Consider the following 19,084-nt stretch of genomic DNA (forward strand, 5'->3'; position numbering starts at 1 on the left):
TCCCGATGCGCGCTCTACTCGTGCTGTTCAGTGTGTTGCTGCCGCTGTCGTTCGCGACGGCCCAGGCTGCCGACAAGCTTCAGGTGGTTACCAGCTTCAGTATTCTTGACGACATGACCCACCAGGTCGGTGGCGATCATATCCAGATCAGCAACATGGTCGGCCCCGACGCCGACGCCCACACCTACGAACCAACACCGGACGATGCCAAGGCCCTGCTCAAGGCCAAGGTGATCATCAAGAACGGCCTGGGCTTCGAGCCGTGGCTGGATCGCCTGATCACCAGCACCGAGACCAAGGCCACTGTGGTCACTGCGAGCAAAGGCGTGCTCTCCCACACTATGGAAGAGGACGGCGAAACCATCCCCGACCCGCACGCCTGGCACAACCTGGCCAACACCGTTATCTACGTGAACAACATCACCAAGGCGCTGATCGCTGCCGACCCGGCCAACAAGGCCGACTACGAGCACAACAGCCAGGTGTACCTGAAAGAAATCTACCGACTGCTGGCTGAAGCCAAGGCCAAGTTTGGCGCGCTGCCACCGGGTAACCGTCGCATCGTCACCTCTCATGACGCCTTCGGCTACCTGGGCCAGGCCTACGGTATCGAGTTCCTGTCGCCTCAAGGCCTGTCCACCGAACGTGAACCGTCGGCCGCCGAAGTCGCCACGCTGATCACCCAGATCCGCAAGGACAAGGTCAAGGCCGTGTTCATGGAAAACATCAAGGACTCGCGTCTGCTCCAGCAGATCGCTGACGAGAGCGGCGCGCAGATCGGCGGCACGCTGTATTCGGACGCCCTGGCTGCAGAAGGTCCGGCCAGCACCTTTACCGGCCTGTTCGAATACAACCTCAACACCCTGTGCGCGGCCCTGAGCAAGCCATGAGCCTGAGCATGCTTGACCTGGAAGAGGCTGCCATCGGCAGCCGCTTTCCACTCGATAGCGTGCTCGACGCCCTGCCGTGGAACAGCGATGGCCTGATCGCCGCCATCGCCCAGCAACACGGCAGCGGCGAAGTGTTGATGCTGGCCTGGATGAACCGCCAGGCCCTCGACGAAACCCTGGCCACCGGGCACGTCTGCTACTGGTCCCGCTCGCGCCAGCAACTGTGGCGCAAGGGCGAAACCTCCGGCCACTGGCAACTGCTGGTGGAGGCCCGCCTGGATTGCGACGGCGACGCGGTATTGCTGATCGTCGACCAGCAAGGCCCGGCCTGCCACACCGGCCGGCCCACCTGTTTCTACAACGCCATCGACGGCCATCACGTCAACATCATCACCGCGCCTCTCAAGGAACCTGACCCATGATCCGCAAGAACCCTTCCGGCGATCTGCCCGTGATTGCCGAATCGGCCTACGTCGACAAAACCGCAATCATCTGCGGCAAGGTGGTCATCGGCGAAAACGTATTTGTCGGCCCTTACGCGGTGATCCGCGCCGACGAAGTCGACGCCAACGGTGACATGGACCCGATCACCATTGGGGCCAATTCGAATATCCAGGACGGCGTGGTGATCCACTCCAAATCCGGCGCCGCCGTAACCATCGGCGAGTTCACCTCCATCGCCCACCGCTCCATCGTCCACGGGCCCTGCACCGTTGGTGACCGGGTGTTCATCGGCTTCAACAGCGTGCTGTTCAATTGCGTCGTCGGCGATGGCTGCGTGGTGCGGCACAACTCTGTAGTCGACGGCCGCGATTTGCCCGACGCGTTCTACGTGCCCTCCACCACCCGCATCGGCCCCAACACCGACCTGTCCCAGTTCCCGCCGGTGAGTGTCAGCGCTTCGGAGTTTTCCGAAGACGTGGCGCGCACCAACGTCGACCTGGTACTGGGTTACAAAGCCCTGCAAAACGAGTTCTGACCATGAGCCGCCTGCTTATCCGCAACGCCCGCCTGGTGAACGAAGGCGAGGAATTCGAGGCTGACCTGCTGGTCGCCAATGGCCGTATCGAGAAGATCGCCGGCAGCATCGACAACGCCAACGCCACCGTGGAAATCGACGCCCAAGGCCAGTGGCTGCTGCCGGGAATGATCGACGACCAGGTGCATTTCCGAGAACCCGGCGCGCCGGACAAAGGCAGCTTCTACAGCGAGTCCCGCGCGGCGGTGGCGGGTGGAATCACCAGTTTCATGGACATGCCCAACACCAACCCGGCGACCCTGAACCTGGATGCCCTGGCCGACAAGAAGCGCCGCGCGGCGCTGCATTCGGTGGCCAACTATGGCTTTCACTTCGGAGTGAGCAACGACAACCTCGACACCGTCGCCGCGCTGGACCCGCGGGAAGTCGCCGGGGTCAAAGTGTTCATGGGTGCGTCTACCGGCAATATGCTGGTGGATGATCCGAAGATCCTCGAGCGTCTGTTCGCCGAGGTGCCGACCATTCTCCTGGCCCACTGCGAGCACACCCCCAGCATCCTGGCCCGCGAGCAAAGGATGCGCGAGCGTTTCGGTGAGCACATTCTTGCCGTGGCGCACCCGCTGATCCGCGATGCCGAGGCCTGCTATCGCTCCTCGTCCCTGGCGGTGGAACTGGCCAAGCGGCACGGCACGCGCCTGCATGTGCTGCACATCACCAGCGCACGGGAGTTGGTGCTGTTCGAAGACAAACCCCTGGCGCAAAAACACATCACGGCGGAAGTCTGCCTGCATCACCTCTTGTTCGATGACCGCGACTACGCCCGCCTCGGCCACCAGATCAAATGCAACCCGGCGATCAAGACACGCGCCGACCGCAACGCCTTGCGCCTGGCATTGTTGAGTGATCGTCTGGATGTAATTGGCAGTGACCATGCGCCGCACACCTGGGCGCAAAAACAACTGCCGTATCGCGAGGCGCCGTCAGGCTTGCCGCTGGTGCAACACGCCCTGCCGGCGCTGCTGGAGTTGGTCGCCGACGGACTGCTGCCGCTGACCACGCTGGTGGCGAAAACCAGCCATCGGGTCGCGGACCTGTTTGCGATCCCCGACCGTGGCTACCTGCGCGAAGGCTATTGGGCCGACCTGGTGCTGATCCAACCCGAGCCTCACGGCAAACCCGTCAGCAGCCAGCCGATCCTGGCCCGCTGCGGCTGGACGCCCTTTGCCGGGCGCAGCTTCCGGCACAGCGTCAGCACCACGCTTGTGTCCGGCCACCTGGCCTGGCACGACGGGCGCGTGCACGACAGTTGCCAGGGGCTGCCGCTGCATTTCCAGCGTTGAAGAGACTCTGTACCTGGCAATCCAATCAAATGTGGGAGCGGGCTTGCTCGCGAATGCGGTGGGTCAGCCAATACACCTGTGACTGATTCACCGCATTCGCGAGCAAGCCCGCTCCCACATTTTGATCGGGGTATGTCTTAGGTTAAGCGCGGGGTTTGACCGTGCCGCAGTTGCTGCCCAACCACTGCGCATGGGTGTCCAGGCTGCCCTTCTGCTGTACGCCGGTGGCGTTGAAGGTACCGTTAACCGTAGTGGTGAATTCCTGCTGGCTCTGGAACGTCGCCACGCCAGTGCCCTGGGCTTTCGGGCAACTGAAGCGGAATTTCCATTGGTTGCCGGTCTTGTCCGTCACTTCCTGCTTGCAGCCCGATTGCGGATCGGTCAGCGGGATGGAATCGGACGCCACCTGGGCCGGAGTCAGGCACACCTGCACGCCTTTGCCGGCCATGGTGATGCCTTGCTTCTCAAGCATCGCGCGTTGTTCCGGGGTCATCTGTTGCTTGAGCTGACCGAGGATCAGCGACAAGTCCGGCAGGTCCTGGTTATCGACCTTCATGTTGCTGGTGGTCAACTCCCACAAGCCCGGCGCCAACATCTGCGCTTGCGCCGCCACAGGCAGCGTCAAACCAACAACCATGGCCAAACCAAGCAGACGAGCATTCATCGGGTAACTCCTGGGCAATTGTCGGCGTTAGACGCCGCAAAAGCGCCAGTGTTGCACAGCAAATAAAATAGCGACATTCGTGGCCGAACATGGTCTGTTAGGCACTTGTTCGTCAGGAGTACCGTTGTCCATGGATTTCTTTGGCCCGCACCTGCTCGCCTATTTCATTGCCACCCTGCATTTTCTGGGCACCCTCGCCGCCATCCATGCGGTGCTGACCGTCAGGACCGCCCAAGGCTCGATTGCCTGGGCATTGTCGCTGATGTTCATCCCCTACCTGACGCTGATTCCCTACCTGATCTTTGGCCGGAGCACTTTCGACGCCTACATTCAGGCGCGGCGCCAGGCCAACCAGGAAATGCACAAGGCGATCACCGAGCTGAACTGGCGCCCATGGGTTGAAGAGGCATTGGCCGCGCGCAACTCCCAGGCCTACGCTTCGCTGCGGGCCATGCCCAAGCTGGGGCGCATGCCGTGCCTGGCGAATAATCAGGTGCGTTTGCTGATCAATGGCGAGGCTACGTTCAGCGCGATTTTCGAGGCGATTCGCTCGGCAAAGACCGCCGTGCTGTTCCAGTTCTTCATCATTCATGACGACGAACTTGGCCGCCAACTGCACACCTTGCTCAAGGAAAAAGCCGCCGAAGGCGTAGCCATTTTCGTGCTGTACGACCGTATCGGCAGCCATGCCCTGCCCCATCGTTATGTGCAGTCACTGCGGGACGCCGGAGTGCAGGTCAAGGCCTTCGCCACCCGCAGTGGCTGGCTCAACCGCTTCCAGGTCAACTTCCGCAACCACCGCAAGATCGTGGTGGTGGATGGCATTACCGGGTTCGTCGGTGGGCATAACGTCGGCGATGAGTACCTGGGCAAGAAACCGCCGCTGGCGCCATGGCGTGACACCCATGTGCAAGTCAGCGGCCCAGTGGTGGCGTGCTTGCAGGAGTCGTTTGCCGAGGACTGGTTCTGGGCCGCGCGGGAGTTGCCGCCGCTGCTGCTGCCGGATACCTACCCGGACGACGGCGTGCTCTGCCAGTTGCTGGCCAGCGGCCCGGCGGACCCTTATGAAACCTGCTCGCTGTTTTTCGTCGAGGCCATTCATGCGGCCACCGAGCGGGTATGGATCACCAGCCCGTATTTCATTCCCGATGAGGCGGTGTTTGCGGCTTTGAGGTTGGCGGTATTGCGCGGTGTCGACGTGCGCCTGCTGCTGCCGTCACGGCCGGATCACCGCATCGTCTACGCCGCTTCCAGCCTGTATGCGATCGAAGCCGTGCGCGCCGGGGTGCGGGTATTCCGCTATACGCCAGGATTCCTGCATCAGAAAGTGGTGTTGGTCGACCGTGAAATCAGCGCCATCGGCAGTGCGAACCTGGATAACCGCTCGTTCCGGCTGAATTTCGAAGTGATGTTGCTGACGGTAGATGACACCTTCGCCAGCCAGGTGGAGCACATGCTGCTGGAAGACTTCGCCCTGGCCCATGAAATCAGCCAGGAAGAAAACCGCCAGACCCACCGCCTGCAACAATTGGGCATGCGGATCGCGCGGCTGATTTCTCCAATCTTGTAAGGCTTGCACCGAACCCAATGTGGGAGCGGGCTTGCTCGCGAAAGCGGAGTGTCAGTCACTGAATGTGTTTCTGATCCAACGCCTTCGCGAGCAAGCCCGCTCCCACACAAGCCCGCTCCCACATTCAGATCACCGGTACCATTGCTTACTGGTACAGGTCATCCCGCGTCCAAGGCAGCTCATGGCTACCATCGGCATGGGGTTTCACCGCCAGAATCTGATGCAGGTTGATCCAGCCCCGGGCAAACGCATACGCACAGCCGGCCAGGTACAGGCGCCAGATGCGCAAGGCTTGCTCCGGCACCATCTTGCCCGCCGCTTCCAGGTTGTCTTCGAGGCGCTCGCTCCAGTGATCCAGCGTGCGCGCGTAATGCAGGCGCAAGCTTTCGACGTCGACGACTTCCAGGCCCACGTCGCTGATCTCGGCGGTCATCATCGACAGATGCGGCAACTCGCCGTTGGGGAACACATAACGCTCGATAAAATCCCCCGCGCCACGGCCCACGGGCCGGCCATCAATGTGCTTGGCGGTAATCCCGTGGTTCATCACCAGGCCGCCCTCACGCACCGCGCCGTAGAGAATCTTGCAGTACTCCGCCAGGTTGGCGTGGCCAACGTGTTCAAACATCCCCACGCTCACCACCTTGTCGAACCGGCCATCCTGAGGCAAGTCGCGGTAGTCGAGCAGCGTCAGCTCTACCTGGTCTTCCAGGCCTTCGGCCTTCACCCGCTCCTGGGCCAGCGCCAGCTGTTCCTTGCTCAGGGTGATACCGAACACCTTGACCCCGAATTCCCGCGCGGCATACCGCGCTAGCCCACCCCAACCGCAGCCCACGTCGAGCAAGTACTCCCCCGGCTGCAGCCGCAATTTGCGGCACAGGTGGCGGAATTTGTCTTGTTGGGCTTGATCAAGGGATTCGCTGCCGGTTTCGAAATACCCGCAGGAATAGGCCATGTCGCGGTCCAGCCACAGCTGGTAGAACTCGTTGGACAGGTCGTAATGGTAGGAAATAGCCGCTGCGTCGGTGGCCTTGTCGTGGATCGAGCGCACCGGACGACTCCCCTCGTCGTCATCAACCAGGGCATGACTCAACTCGTCAACGACCCTGATCACTTCGGAAATGGAGCCTTCCAGCTCCAGTTTGCCCTCGACGAAAGCTTCGCCCAGTGAGTCCAGCGTCGGATGGCTGAGCGTTGAAACCATCATGGGGTCCTTGACCACAATGGTGACGCTGGGATCCGGGCCCAGGTTGAATTCATGGCCGTCCCAGAGTCGAAGACGCAGCGGTAGCTTGAGATTCTGTAAGGCCGGTGGAAGTTGCGCGAGCATGAGTAGTCCCCCCTTGTTTCAGACGTCTGAAATGAGGGTAGACCATCCACGGAAAAATTAGCAGGCTATCGAAACAATAGCGCCTTTCTATGGTGCCCGCCGCTGGAGCAAACCCTCCTGGACCCACTGTTTCAGCCAGGTAACCGCTTGCAATGGCGCGCCCTCCTGGTAAGTGACTGCCAACTCGGCACACAGTTCGGAAAAACTCCAACCGTTGGCGACCATGCCTGTCAGCGCGCTGGCTTGCGCCGGTTCAACGCTGCGGTATTGGCAGACATTCTGATGGCGCCAGACCAGGCACACCTGCGCCAACGGCAGGGCTTCGCTGCCGGGAAAGTCCCACTCGCCCTTGCTCGCACGCCAGATGCCCAGGCTGTTGAAATCACACAGCACCTGCTGCACCGACGGCACCAACTGCACCTGCAGCCCTGGCCAGTCTTCGGGCGGCAGCGTTGCCATGTCTTGCAGGGTCAACGGCTCGCCCTGCGGTGCATCAAAGGCCAGGGTGAATGCCCATTCGAGCCGCGCCAGCTCGGCAGGCGCCAAACCTTGCTCGCCATAATGCTCAACGATAAACCCGGGGAACCGCTCGCCAAACCAGCGCAAGCTGTAATGGGCCGAGGGATAACGGCGGGTATAGGCCGAACCCAACGCTGCAAACTCCTCGTCCCCCAGCCAATACCAGACGGCGCTGAAGTCATCGCGCAGCACCTCCTGCAATCGGGCGTGATAAGCGTTGTGGTAAATCGCCAGGCCCGTCTCGACATCCAGGGTCGGACCGCCGATCAAGGTGGCGCTGAAGCTGTTGCTGGCAGTGGAAGACTCGGCCAGCAAATGCCGCTCAAAGGCCAATTGCCAATCGATCAGGCGCATAACGCTCTCCTGTCCAGCGCGCTCGCGCCCAGTTCGCGGGCCTTGTTCAACTCGTCGAGCAGCTCCTGGAAAGGCGGGAAATGGTCATCGCGTTCGAGCAAGGTCGAGACTGGCCCGAGGTGCTCCAGGGTCCGCTGATACAGCGCCCACACCGGATCGCATACCGGATGGTCATGGGTGTCGATCACGTAGTCGCCGTAATCCATATGCCCGGCCAGGTGCAGTTGGCGGATGCTTTCGGGCGGCAGGTTGCGGATAAATTCCCAGGCGTCGAACCCGTGATTGCGCGAGCTGACGTAGACGTTATTCACGTCCAGCAGCAACTGGCAGCCGGTGAGATGGGTCAGGGCGTTGAGAAATTCCCACTCGGTAAACTCATCCGCCTTGGAGCGCACGTAGCTGGAGACGTTTTCCAGCACGAACGGGCGCTGCAACACATCCTGCACCTGCCGCACGCGAGCGGCGACGTGGTACAGGCTTTCTTCGGTGTAGGGCAGCGGCAGCAAGTCATGCAACTGGTGCGCGTTGCCACGGCTCCAGCACAGGTGATCGGAAATCCACGCCGGCCGGATGCGCTCGGAGAGCTGCTTGAGTTGTTTCAGGTAATCGGTATCGAGGGCATGGGGCCCGCCGATTGAAAGGGACACACCGTGCATCACCAGGGGATAACGCTCGGCTATCGCATCCAGGTAGTACAAAGCCTTGCCGCCCTGCACCAGATAATTCTCGGAGATCACTTCGAACCAATCCACGGCCGGCGATTGTTCAAGGATCTGCTGGTAGTACTCGCTGCGTAAACCCAGGCCGTAACCCAGACTCGGAAGGGAAGCGGACATAAAAACACTCCTGGGGAAAGTGTCCGCAGCGGAGGGGGGCCCGCTGCGGTTGCACTCGGTTGTCGGTTATTCGCCGACTTTGCCGCCTTTCTGATCGCACATCGCCTTGCTCATCGACAGGAAGCCCTGGCCTTTGCAAGAACCCATGCCTTTGCAGGCGTGGTCTTTGGTTTTGCAGTCGTTCTGGCCTTTGCAGGCGTTGACGCCATAGCAATGGACCTGGGCGTCTGCTGCCTGTACCTGAGTGGCAACACCGGCAAACATGCCAGCAGCGGCGATAGCGAGGGCGGCACCAGCAGCAGCGGATTTGATGTTCATTGTGTATTCCTCATGATCGGTAGTGGAGCCGGTCTGAACGGATTGTTCAGTCTCGACATAGCACTAGAGTGAGGTACCCCCATGGCGTTACAGCACGACTGAAAAATTTATTCCTCGAGTTTCAATAACGGCTCCTGGAACCGCAACAAGCGCCCCGCATTCCCCAGCACCAGCAGCGTACTGAGGTTGTGCAGCACCGCCGCAATCATCGCGCCCGCCGCGCCCAGCCAGCCAAATGCGGCGAACACCACGATCGCCAGCGTCCAGCCCAGACCGATGATCACGTTGACCTGCAACGTGTGCCGGCACTGGCGACTCAAGCGCACACAGGTGCCCAGCCGCCGCAGGTCGCTGCCGATCAGCACCACGTCCGCCGATGCCAGCGCGATATCCGCCCCGCCCGCGCCCATCGCCACACCGACCACACCCGCCTTGAGCGCCAACGAATCGTTGATCCCGTCGCCCACCACCATCGGCCGGAAACCGCTGCCGATTTCCCCCAGCACGCGATTGAGTTTGTCCTCCGGCAAAGCCTGGGCTTCGACGTCGCTGATGCCCACTTCCAACGCCAGGCTGTCGGCCACGCTCTGGCGGTCGCCGGTCAGTAGCAGTTGGCGCCCCAGGCCCAATTCACGCAGCTCTTTCATCGCCTGGCGCGCTTCAGGTTTCACGCTGTCCGCCAGCAACAGCCAGGCAAGGAACTGCCCGTTCAACGCAAGCCCGGCAATCGGGCCGTCGTGATTGGGGACCGCCGTGGTCGTGATGCCCAGTTGCTCAAACAATTCCGGCCGGCCGAGGGCGGCTTCGCCCTGCCCGGTCTGCGCGACCACACCGAGGCCCTGGCGCTCGCGAATATCCGACAGCACCAGCATTTGTTCCTGAGTCGCCAGCCCCGCCAATGCCCGGCTGACCGGGTGGCTGCTGGCCGAGCCGAGGCTGGCCGCCAGGTTGAGCAGCACTTGCCGATCCGGCTCGCGGGTGTCGATGGACTGCAAACGCAGGGTGCCAAACGTCAGGGTGCCGGTCTTGTCGACCACCAGGGACGTCAGGTCCGCCAGCTCTTCGAGAAACGCCGAGCTGCGAATCAGAATGCCGTGACGCGCCGCCACCGCAATGCCCGCAATCGCCGTGGCCGGCGCCGACAACACCAAAGCACACGGGCACGCCGCCACCAGCACCGCGAGCATCGCCTGGGCGTCATTGGTGACAAACCAGGTGACCGCCGCCAGCAACAGCACCAGCACCATGTAGCTGCCGGCGTAGCGCTCCAGCAATCGGGTGATCGGCGGCTTCGAACGTTCGGCGCTCTGCATCAGGGCGATGACTTTGCCCAGCGTCGACTCATTGCCGGTGCGGGTCACTTCCAGGCGCAGCAAACCGTCGAGGTTGATCGCGCCACCAAACACCTGCACGCCGATACTCGCTTCCAGCGGCACCGATTCACCGGTAATCGGCGCGGTGTCCAGGCTGGCCTGGCCCGACAGCACCACGCCGTCGGCGGGCACGCGGTCACCGGCACGCACTTCGACGATATCGCCGGTCTTCAGGATGCCGTTGTCCACTTCCAGGATCGTCCCGTCCGCCTGCACCAACCGTGCGTGGCTACGGGTCAGCTTGCCCAGGGCATGAATCGCTTCCTGGGAGCCGATGACGCTGCGCTCTTCCAGCACATGGCCGAAGATCATGATGATCGGCAGCAGCGCGGCGGTCAGCAGGTCACCGGTAGCCCAGGCGCCGAGCATCGCCAGCGCAATGAGTTGGTCGGTGATGCCATGCAAACTTGGATACCGCAGGCTGTACCAGGCCGAGCGCATCACGGGCACGGCCACCAGCAATGAGGCGACGCCCAACAGCAGTTGGCTCACGCCGGTCTGGTCCGGCGCCAGCCAGCGCCATACCAGGCCCAGGCTGAGCAGGCCCAGGGCGAGCATCGCCAGGGTCAGTTGCCGGGCGGCGCTGCGTTGTTCGGCCGACGAGAGCATCGGGGCGGCGTGGGCGGTCATTGTTCGGCTCCCTGAATGATCAGGCGGGAATCGTCTTTAGGGTCAACCGTGGTCACGGAGCCGGCCTGCCCGAGAATCTTCGGCAGGCGTTCGCGGTACAGGCGCAGCAACAGGCCTGGGTCTTGGACCTGGGCCAGGCTGGCGACGGTAGCGGTTTGCGCCTGGGCGTTGGACAGCCGTTCGCTGGCCTGGGCGTGAGCCACTTGCACGGCGCGGTCGGCGTCCTGGTTGGCGGTCTGGGTAAGTTTTTCGGCGTCGGTGCGCGCATTGGCCACCGCCTTGTCGGCTTGCTGGCTGGCGGTCAGCACTGCGTTGAAGGCATTGACCGCCGGGCCCGGCAAGCTCGATTGCACGTCGACCCGGGTGACTTCGATGCCCAGGCCAAGGCCGGTGGACGCCAGGTCAGCCAGGCGTTGATTGATGCCGCGCACCAGGTCGCCACGCAGCCGTTCGCGGCGTTCGGCGGCCTGGTTGTCGGCGCCGATCAACTCGGGGCGCGCCACCAGAATCGTGTCCAGATCCCGCGCCGCAGTCAGCACCACAGCGCTGCGAGTGACCAGTCGATCCAGCGCCGGCAGCACGTGATCGCCCTGCAAAACAAACGCATAGGGTTCGGTGACCTTGTAGAAGACCCGCACATCCAGTTGCACCACGCCGGCATCGCCGGTCAGCAGGTAGCCGGAGCCGGCCAGGGCATCGCTCAGCGGCGTGGCAAAACTGGCCACGCGATCGGCTTGGGTGGCCGCATCGGAACGCAGCAGGTTTTCCACCCGGCGCTCGATCACCCGGTCCGCGGCGGGCAACAGCACCACTTGTTCAAACGGACGCGGCCAGGCCAGCAGCAGCCCGGCATTCTGGATCCGGTCCAGCGCGCCGAAGTGCAACACCACGGCACGGTTCTGCGGGTCGATCTGGCGCACGTTGGAAAACGCCCACGCCAGCGCGGCCAATACCGTCACCGCATACAGCGCCAGGAACGTCAGCCGTCCAGCCTGGATCCACGGGCTGTCGAGGCTTTCCCGCTCACTCATGGCTGGACATCCTTCGGCCCATCCACCAGCGCGCGGAAAGGCGCGGCGTCGGTGCGCAGGATGATCTTGGTGCCCGGCGTGACCACTGTGCCAAGGGTGTCAAGGGAACGCAGCAGGTTATACAGCTGCGGATTGCCGGCGTAGGCACGGCCATAAATCTGCGCGGCTTCGACCCGGGATTGCGCTTCGATGTCGGCGGCTTTCACCGTGGCGTCGGCCTGGACGATCCGCGCATCACGCTCGGCGGCCGAACGAATCTGCGCCGCTTCACGCTTGCCCACGGCGGTGCGTTCCGTGGCGATGGTCTCGCGCTCGGCGCGCATGCGGTCGACGGTGGCGGCCAGGGTCACCGACGGCAAGGTCAGCCGTTCAACGCCCACCTGCACCACACGCACGCCATAGGTGGTGAGCAATTGTTGATCAATCTGCTGGCGCAGCTGCGCTTCAAAATCGGCAATGCGCACCTGGCTGGCATCGGTGTTCACCAGGTTGGCCAGGTCGAAACTGGCGGCAGTGGTTTCCAGCGCCGAGCCGACAAAGGTGCGAATCTGCCGCGCCGCTTCATCCGGCTGGTTCTGCACCGCGCGCATAAAGCGCTGCACATTGTCGGGGTCGCCCTGCACCTGCCAGGCCACGTAGGCCTGCACGATGATCCGCAGGCCATCGCGGGTGCCCACATCCTGCAAACCGCTGGAGGTGGTGCGCAGGCGCAGGTCCACCGGAATCGCCGCCTCGAACGGCGCCGGCCAGCGCCATCCCAGGCCCGGCTCCAGCAATACCCGCGACGGGTTGCCGAAGCGAGTAATCACCGTGGCTTCACCGGAACGCACCTGCACCAGGCTCGCCGCGGCGACCGCGAACAGCACCAGCAACACCGCCCAGCCCATACGCCGCCAGGGGAACGGGCCGGCTTCGTGCTCATCGCCATGATGGTGATGATGGTGGCCGTGGTGGTGACCATGGCCTGCGTGATCGTGAGAATGAGCGCTCAACAGATGAACTCCTTATTGAACGGCTTTACGCGGCACCGCAGGGTCGGCCGGTAAGGTAAAGGAACGCAGATCGATGGTCGGTGCGCCACTGGCGCCCAGGCGATGATCAAGAATGAGTAACTTGGCGTGAGCCAGGCCCTGGCTCAGTTGGCTCAGGTACTGCTCCAGCACGAACGCCTGGCCGGCTTGTTGATAGGCCTTTTGTTCGGCGCTGAAGCGCAGGTCCGCCGCTTGGGCGCCGGCGCTGACTTCATGGGCCGTGGCCTGGGCCTGGTCACGGGCGGTACTGGCTTGCAGCAACGCCTGGTTGGTCTGCTCACTGGCAGCGCCGCGCTCTCGGGAAATCAGCGCCTGGGCGCCGATCTGCGCAGCTTGCACCGCGTGGTAGGCATTCGCCGCACCGGAGGGCGGGTGAATGGCTTCCACCACGGTGGCGAGAATTTCCACGCCGCTGTCGAGTTTCTTCAGGTCCGCTTGCACCGCCTGGCCAATTTCATCGGCGAGGCTGTTGCGTTCCTCACCCAGCAATTCATCAAGGGTTCGCGAGGCAAACTCGTGGACGAGGATGCGGCTGGCGGTGCTGCGGATCAGCGTGGGCACATCGGCGCTGTTATAGGTGGCGGCGAGTGCGGCCTGGTCGGTCAAGCCGATGCGGTACACAAAGCGCACGTCCATATTGACGATCTGGAAGCTCTGCTTGTCGCCGCTGCTGCTGGCGATCACCTGGGATTTGTCATTCACATGGCTGGCGTCCCACAGGCGGTTGGCGATCAGCGGCGCCGGGCCCTCGGCCGGAGCGACGTCGGTGTTTGCCGCTTCGCCAACGCTGGTGGCCAGCTCATGGACCACGCCGTTCTCCACGTTCAGCACGCGGCCCAGCGGCCACGGCAAACCGGCATGCAGGCCAGGCCCGAAGACCTCCACCGGCTTGCCAAAGCGTTCATAAATCCCACGGCTTTGCAGGGCGACTTCATGCACGCCGGTCAGCAACCAGCCTACGGCCAGCACCACCACCAGCACTGGCAGGAATGCCCGGCGCATGTAGGTGAAGGCCCAGATCTGCCGCAGGTCGATGCCGAAACGGTTGTGCAGTTCGTGCTGCAAGGCGAGCAACGGTTGCGGCGGCCAGCGCAGCATCCCGGCGATAAAACTTTGCGCCATCAGGCGCGGTTCAAGCCGCCCCTGGCGCGGGCTGAACAGCGACAGCAGGCCTCTTAGTAGAAACTCCAGCGCCACCAGGGCCGGCAACAGGCCGATCAACACGGCCAGGCGCAGAGGCCACACGGACTCTTCACCGGCAAACAGCAGACAAATCGCACTGATCACCAGGCAGATAATCGCCACCCGGCTCAGTTGCGCCAGTTGCACCGCTTCCGGCCATTGGGCGGTGCTTTCCTGGGCCATGCGCCGTTCAAACACCAGCAAGCCGAACGCCAGTGCCAAGGCAATGGCGGCGCCCACACTGGCAGCCTGGCCCAGCGCCGCGGCGGGCAAGGTCAAGCTCCAGAATTCCAGAACGCTGAAGAATGCCAGCAACGACCAGCCGCACAGCCAGAACACCGGTGCGCCAATCTGCACCAGCAAGCCGTTACCGACGCGACCGAACTGCCGGTTTAGCCAGCCAGGTTCTTCTTGTGGCAGCGGCGGTTCGATCAGCCGTGCAGCCGGCTCCTCCAGCGCCATGGCTCGCCAATCCGCGACCCACCACGCCGATTGCAAGCCAGCCACCAGCACCAGCAACGCCGAGGCGCAGTTGATCAGCACCACCGGCCAGATCGACAGCGGGGCGAACAGCGCCACAAACAGCGCCAGCATCCAACCGCCGACCGCCAGCACCGTCAGGCCAATGCCGGCCTGCCTTAACCGGCGGGCATGAAACAACCCCTGCTGAAAACGCGGCAGCCCTTCAATGGCCACGTCATCAGCATCTAGATCCACTCGCATCCCCAAACGCCCACCCAGAAACAATTGGTTACCCTATAACGCGGGGCGTGAAATTTTTGTTTGGTTTCACACAGATAGTGACGAAAGCCCCAGAAACACGAGCCATCACTGGTTTCAGCGGTGATAAATCGGCACACTCCCCAGAGTTTTTCGCGGGCTTACGGACAAGGAAGCGTCACTCCCCATGATTTCGATCTATCAGCTTAAACCGCGTTTTCAGAACCTGCTGCGCCCGCTGGTGCAGCGCCTCTACGACAACGGCACCACCGCCAACCAGATCACCGTGCTGGCCGGGGTGGTTTCCCTGCTGGTGGGATTGCTGATTGCCGGCTTCGCACAACATGTGTGGCTGTTTGCGCTGATCCCGCTGTGGATGATCCTGCGCATGGCCCTCAATGCCATCGACGGCATGCTCGCCCGGGAGTTCGGCCAGCAATCGCGACTCGGCGCCTACCTCAATGAACTGTGCGACGTGATCGCCGACAGCGCACTGATCCTGCCGTTTGCGCTGATCCCCGAGGTCAGCCTGGCGCCGGTATTGCTGGTGACGCTGCTGGCGGTGTTCAGCGAATACGCCGGCGTGCTCGGGCCGATGGTCGGGGCTTCCCGGCGTTACGACGGCCCGATGGGCAAGAGCGATCGGGCATTTGTGCTCGGGGTGCTGGCCACCGGCGTAGCGCTGGGCTGGCTGGGTGCCGGTTGGGTCGAAGCGGTGATGTGGCTGGTCGCGGCGTTGCTGGCCTACACCCTGGTCAACCGCGTGCGCCAAGGCTTGAAAGAAGAAACGAACACCTCCCCTTCTGCATAAGGATTTTGCGATGCGTGAACAGCAAGAGCACACCTTCAGCACCCATGACGGGGTGGAGCTTTTCTACCGTCATTGGCCCGCCACCGCACCCGCGGGCTTTGCGCCGCGCAAGGCGATCTTGCTGTTCCATCGCGGCCACGAGCATTCCGGTCGTATCGCCCACCTGGTGGACGAGCTGAACCTGCCGGAGTTCGACTTCTTCGCCTGGGACGCCCGTGGCCACGGCCAATCCCCCGGCGCGCGCGGCGACAGCCCGAGCTTCGCCACCAGTGCGCGGGACGTGCAGACTTTCGTTGACCATATCCGCAGCGCCTACAACATCGAGGAAGAACACCTCGCAGTGATCGCCCAAAGTGTCGGCGCGGTGATCGCGGCCACCTGGGTGCACGACTACGCGCCGAAGATTCGCTCGCTGGTACTCGCCTCCCCCGCATTCAAGGTCAAACTTTACGTGCCCTTCGCCCGGCCGGGCCTGGCGTTGATGCGCAAGTTTCGCGGCAACTTTTTCGTCAACAGCTACGTCAAGGCCAAGTTCCTGAGCCATGACCCGGAGCGCGTGGCGTCCTACGACAGTGATCCGCTGATCACCAAAGCCATTTCCGTGAATGTGCTGCTGGGCCTGTACGAAGCGGCCGACCGGGTTGTAGCCGATGCCCAGGCAATTCAGGTACCGACCCAACTGCTGATCTCCGGCTCGGACTTTGTGGTGCACCGCAAACCCCAGCAGCAGTTTTTCGACCGCCTCGGCAGCTTGAAGAAAGAGCTGCACATCCTCCCCGGCTTCTTCCACGACACCCTCGGTGAACGTGATCGTGCCGTGGCCTTGAGCAGCGCCCGGCGCTTTATCCTGCAGAACTTCGAACACCCGCTGGACCGCGCCTCCTTGCTGGATGCCGACAGGATTGGCCTGACCTGCGCCGAATCCGAGTCCCTCGCCGCGCCGTTGCCACGCAACTCCCTGCGCGACCTGTACTGGCGCATGACCCGCGCCAGCATGGGCCTGGGCAGCAAACTGTCGGATGGCGTGAAGCTCGGTTTCGACACCGGCTTCGACTCCGGCAGCACCCTGGACTACGTATACCGCAACAAACCCACCGGCAAAGGCGGGCTGGGGCGGATGATCGACACCAACTACCTGAACTCCATCGGCTGGCGCGGTATTCGTCAGCGCAAGTTGAACGTGGAAGAACTGCTGCGCCTGGCGATGGCCAAGCTGCGGGACGAGCAGCGGGAAGTGCGCATCGTCGACATCGCCGCCGGGCATGGTCGGTACATTCTGGAAGCCTTGCAGGGCGTTTCGCCGTTGCCGGAATCGATCCTGCTGCGGGACTACAGCGATATCAACGTGCGCGACGGTGGCGCGCTGATTCGTGAAAAAGGGCTGGGGGATATCGCCCAGTTCGTCAAAGGCGATGCGTTTGACCGGGCGGACCTTGCGGCGCTGGAACCCAAGCCGACGCTGGCGGTGGTGTCCGGGCTATATGAACTGTTCGCGGATAACGCGATGGTCGGTGGCTCGCTCGCCGGCTTGGCCGAAGCCGTGGAGCCAGGTGGTTATCTGGTGTACACCGGCCAACCGTGGCACCCGCAACTGGAACTGATCGCCCGCGCCCTCACCAGCCACCGCCAGGGCCAGGCCTGGGTAATGCGCCGGCGCAGCCAGGCGGAAATGGATCAACTGGTGGCAGCCGCCGGTTTCCGCAAGATCACCCAGCGTGTGGATGAGTGGGGGATTTTCAGCGTGTCCCTGGCACAGCGAGCCTGACCCATGCGTGAACCGGGCCTGTTGAAACCGGCGGTGCTGTGGCTGCTGCTGTTGGCGCCGCTGTTTTTCAGCACCTACGGCTTTGCCACGTGGGTCACCAGCCAGCGCAGCGACGTGGGCACGATGGTGTTCGGCTGGGAAACCCATATCCCGTTCTGGGCCTGGACCATCGTGCCCTACTGGTCGATCGACCTGCTCTACGGTTTCTCCCTGTTACTGCCAAGCACCCGCCATGAACTGAAACAACATGCCTTGCGCCTGCTGACGGCCCAAGTGATTGCCGTCACCTGCTTCCTGATCTGGCCCTTGCGTTTCACCTTCGAAAGACCGGAGCTGGACGGCGTGTTTGGCTGGCTGTTTGCGGTACTCGCCGGGTTCGACAAGCCGTTCAACCAGGCGCCGTCATTGCACATCGCGCTGCTGGTGGTGCTGTGGATAATGTATCAGCGGCATAGCCAGGGCCTGTGGCGCTGGCTGGTGCATGGCTGGTTCGCGTTGATCGGCCTTTCGGTGCTGACCACTTATCAACATCACTTTATTGACTTACCCACAGGCGCCCTTGCCGGCTGGATGTGCGTGTGGCTGTGGCCGCTGGAACATCCGAGCCCGCTGCTGAATGCCCAGCTGACCAGGGACCGCCAGCGTTGGCGGCTGGGGTTGCGCTATGGCTTCGGGTCGCTGGTGTGTTTGATCCTGGCGTTTTCCCTTGGCGGCGGCTGGTTGTGGCTGCTTTGGCCGGCGGTATCCCTTGGCTTGATGAAGGCGAATTACCTGGTACTGGGCGTTGCGGGATTTCAGAAACGCGCCGACGGACGACTCACTCCGGCGGCGCGCTGGTTGTTGGCGCCTTATCTGGTGGCCGCCTGGATCAATTCCCGCCTGTGGACACGTAGACATCCACAGCCCGATCAGGTTGTGGATAACGTTTGGCTGGGGCGAATTCCCACCAGCGGTGAGCTGGGATCATTCAAGGCGGTGGTCGATCTGTGCGCCGAATTGCCGATTAATCCACAGGGTCGCGCCTACTACAGCCTGCCAGTGCTCGACCTGACGGCGCCCACTGCAGCGCAATGCGTGGAAGCCGCCCAAGCGATAGAGCGGCTACGCTCAGCCGGACCCTTGCTGGTGTGCTGCGCCCTCAGTTACTCACGCAGCGCCACCGCCGTGGCTGCATGGCTGCTACATACCGGGCGCGCAGGCAATGTCGACGAGGCGGTGGCTATTATTCGTACAGCACGCCCACGTGTGGTCCTGCATTCCGCGCACCGTGAAGCCCTGGAGGGTTTAGCCCATGCCCGCTGATATGGAATTACAGGTCGTCGCCAGCCTGCTGCGGCGGGGCCGTTCCCTGGATCAGTTATCCACAGGCCTGACCTTGCTCGGCGTACTGTTCGGCCTCGCTCAACTGCTGATGGCCAGCATCACGCCGGTCTGCCTGATCCTCAGCCTGTGGATGATTGTGCTCGGGCTGCTGGAAAAATATTGGGCGCTGCGGGTGGCCTTCGACGCCGACCTGTTCGCCCTGCTCGCCCGCGACACCGACCGCACGCCCGACTTCGACCAGGCCATGCAAACCCTTGGCCTGCAATCCGCCAAACGCGCAGGCCGCCCCTGGACCGAGCGCCGTCGCGGCGCCCTGAAACTGTTGCGCAAGCAAGCCTACCTGCTGGCGGCGCAAGTGCTGCTGACCGTGGCCGTCATCCTGGCCAGCCCCTGGCTGCCCTTCGCCGGATAAGGAATC

At 62.9% G+C, this 19,084-nt stretch carries 18 protein-coding genes; 9 read left to right on the forward strand and 9 right to left on the reverse strand.

What is annotated here, in order from left to right:
* Window positions 1–5 precede the first annotated feature (5 nt).
* Genes JV201_RS29230 through JV201_RS29245 form a run of 4 tightly spaced genes read left to right on the forward strand, consistent with a single transcriptional unit; the run spans window position 6 to window position 3,209 of the window.
* Window positions 6–890, forward strand: coding sequence for a metal ABC transporter substrate-binding protein (locus tag JV201_RS29230; RefSeq protein WP_102604031.1), 885 nt, complete (start codon window positions 6–8; stop codon window positions 888–890).
* Entirely contained in the window at window positions 887–1,312 is a 426-nt protein-coding gene (hisI, locus tag JV201_RS29235) for a phosphoribosyl-AMP cyclohydrolase (RefSeq protein WP_008439510.1), read from the forward strand. Before JV201_RS29230 ends, hisI begins: the two co-directional genes overlap by 4 nt.
* Window positions 1,309–1,869, forward strand: a complete 561-nt coding sequence (locus tag JV201_RS29240) for a DapH/DapD/GlmU-related protein (RefSeq protein WP_003213490.1) — start codon at window positions 1,309–1,311, stop codon at window positions 1,867–1,869. Before hisI ends, JV201_RS29240 begins: the two co-directional genes overlap by 4 nt.
* Window positions 1,870–1,871: 2 nt before the next feature.
* Window positions 1,872–3,209, forward strand: a complete 1,338-nt coding sequence (locus JV201_RS29245) for a dihydroorotase (RefSeq protein ID WP_219406332.1) — start codon at window positions 1,872–1,874, stop codon at window positions 3,207–3,209.
* A 142-nt stretch (window positions 3,210–3,351) separates the two neighbouring features.
* Here JV201_RS29245 and JV201_RS29250 read toward each other — a convergent pair whose 3' ends face one another.
* Window positions 3,352–3,873 carry a DUF3617 domain-containing protein gene (locus JV201_RS29250; protein ID WP_003213494.1) on the reverse strand — a complete coding sequence of 174 codons (522 nt, stop codon included), beginning with the start codon at window positions 3,871–3,873 and terminating at the stop codon, window positions 3,352–3,354.
* Between the two features lie 130 nt (window positions 3,874–4,003).
* On the opposite strand from JV201_RS29250, the gene cls reads away from it, so the two are divergent.
* Entirely contained in the window at window positions 4,004–5,443 is a 1,440-nt protein-coding gene (gene cls / locus JV201_RS29255; protein WP_134327562.1) for a cardiolipin synthase, read from the forward strand.
* Window positions 5,444–5,588: 145 nt separating this feature from the next.
* On the opposite strand, the gene cfaB is transcribed toward cls, so the two are convergent.
* The 8 genes from cfaB to hflK (JV201_RS29295) all read right to left on the reverse strand — a co-directional run bounded on the left by cfaB (window position 5,589) and on the right by hflK (JV201_RS29295) (window position 14,770).
* Window positions 5,589–6,773: a C17 cyclopropane fatty acid synthase CfaB gene (gene cfaB, locus JV201_RS29260; protein ID WP_003213498.1), complete on the reverse strand. Its 1,185-nt coding sequence runs from the start codon at window positions 6,771–6,773 to the stop codon at window positions 5,589–5,591.
* Between the two features lie 87 nt (window positions 6,774–6,860).
* Window positions 6,861–7,646 (reverse strand): DNA-binding domain-containing protein, encoded by a 786-nt coding sequence (locus JV201_RS29265; protein WP_177009032.1) that lies wholly within the window; start codon window positions 7,644–7,646, stop codon window positions 6,861–6,863.
* Window positions 7,637–8,482 (reverse strand): DUF692 domain-containing protein, encoded by an 846-nt coding sequence (locus JV201_RS29270; RefSeq protein ID WP_003213501.1) that lies wholly within the window; start codon window positions 8,480–8,482, stop codon window positions 7,637–7,639. Before JV201_RS29270 ends, JV201_RS29265 begins: the two co-directional genes overlap by 10 nt.
* Before the next feature lie 66 nt (window positions 8,483–8,548).
* On the reverse strand, window positions 8,549–8,800 hold the full coding sequence (locus JV201_RS29275) for a hypothetical protein (protein WP_003213503.1): 252 nt from the start codon (window positions 8,798–8,800) through the stop codon (window positions 8,549–8,551).
* A 107-nt stretch (window positions 8,801–8,907) separates the two neighbouring features.
* On the reverse strand, window positions 8,908–10,803 hold the full coding sequence (locus tag JV201_RS29280; protein ID WP_177009030.1) for a cation-translocating P-type ATPase: 1,896 nt from the start codon (window positions 10,801–10,803) through the stop codon (window positions 8,908–8,910).
* Window positions 10,800–11,834 carry a protease modulator HflK gene (hflK, locus tag JV201_RS29285; RefSeq protein WP_003213508.1) on the reverse strand — a complete coding sequence of 345 codons (1,035 nt, stop codon included), beginning with the start codon at window positions 11,832–11,834 and terminating at the stop codon, window positions 10,800–10,802. Before hflK (JV201_RS29285) ends, JV201_RS29280 begins: the two co-directional genes overlap by 4 nt.
* On the reverse strand, window positions 11,831–12,829 hold the full coding sequence (gene hflC / locus JV201_RS29290) for a protease modulator HflC (RefSeq protein WP_161635746.1): 999 nt from the start codon (window positions 12,827–12,829) through the stop codon (window positions 11,831–11,833). Before hflC ends, hflK (JV201_RS29285) begins: the two co-directional genes overlap by 4 nt.
* A 9-nt stretch (window positions 12,830–12,838) precedes the next feature.
* Window positions 12,839–14,770, reverse strand: a complete 1,932-nt coding sequence (gene hflK / locus JV201_RS29295) for a protease modulator HflK (protein ID WP_134327564.1) — start codon at window positions 14,768–14,770, stop codon at window positions 12,839–12,841.
* A 184-nt stretch (window positions 14,771–14,954) separates the two neighbouring features.
* Here hflK (JV201_RS29295) and JV201_RS29300 point away from each other — a divergent pair, with 184 nt between their 5' ends.
* The 4 genes from JV201_RS29300 to JV201_RS29315 are packed head-to-tail and all read left to right on the forward strand — an operon-like array spanning window position 14,955 to window position 19,078.
* Entirely contained in the window at window positions 14,955–15,578 is a 624-nt protein-coding gene (locus JV201_RS29300) for a CDP-alcohol phosphatidyltransferase family protein (protein WP_003213515.1), read from the forward strand.
* A 10-nt stretch (window positions 15,579–15,588) separates the two neighbouring features.
* Window positions 15,589–17,343, forward strand: a complete 1,755-nt coding sequence (locus JV201_RS29305) for a bifunctional alpha/beta hydrolase/class I SAM-dependent methyltransferase (RefSeq protein ID WP_003213517.1) — start codon at window positions 15,589–15,591, stop codon at window positions 17,341–17,343.
* 3 nt (window positions 17,344–17,346) lie between these two features.
* Window positions 17,347–18,645 carry a phosphatase PAP2/dual specificity phosphatase family protein gene (locus JV201_RS29310; protein WP_219406333.1) on the forward strand — a complete coding sequence of 433 codons (1,299 nt, stop codon included), beginning with the start codon at window positions 17,347–17,349 and terminating at the stop codon, window positions 18,643–18,645.
* Complete coding sequence (locus JV201_RS29315) at window positions 18,635–19,078, forward strand: hypothetical protein (RefSeq protein WP_003213520.1); 444 nt, start codon at window positions 18,635–18,637, stop codon at window positions 19,076–19,078. Before JV201_RS29310 ends, JV201_RS29315 begins: the two co-directional genes overlap by 11 nt.
* The last annotated feature ends 6 nt before the right edge of the window (window positions 19,079–19,084 follow it).

Origin of the sequence: Pseudomonas sp. Colony2 (genome assembly GCF_019382755.1) — a bacterium.
GTDB lineage: Bacteria > Pseudomonadota > Gammaproteobacteria > Pseudomonadales > Pseudomonadaceae > Aquipseudomonas.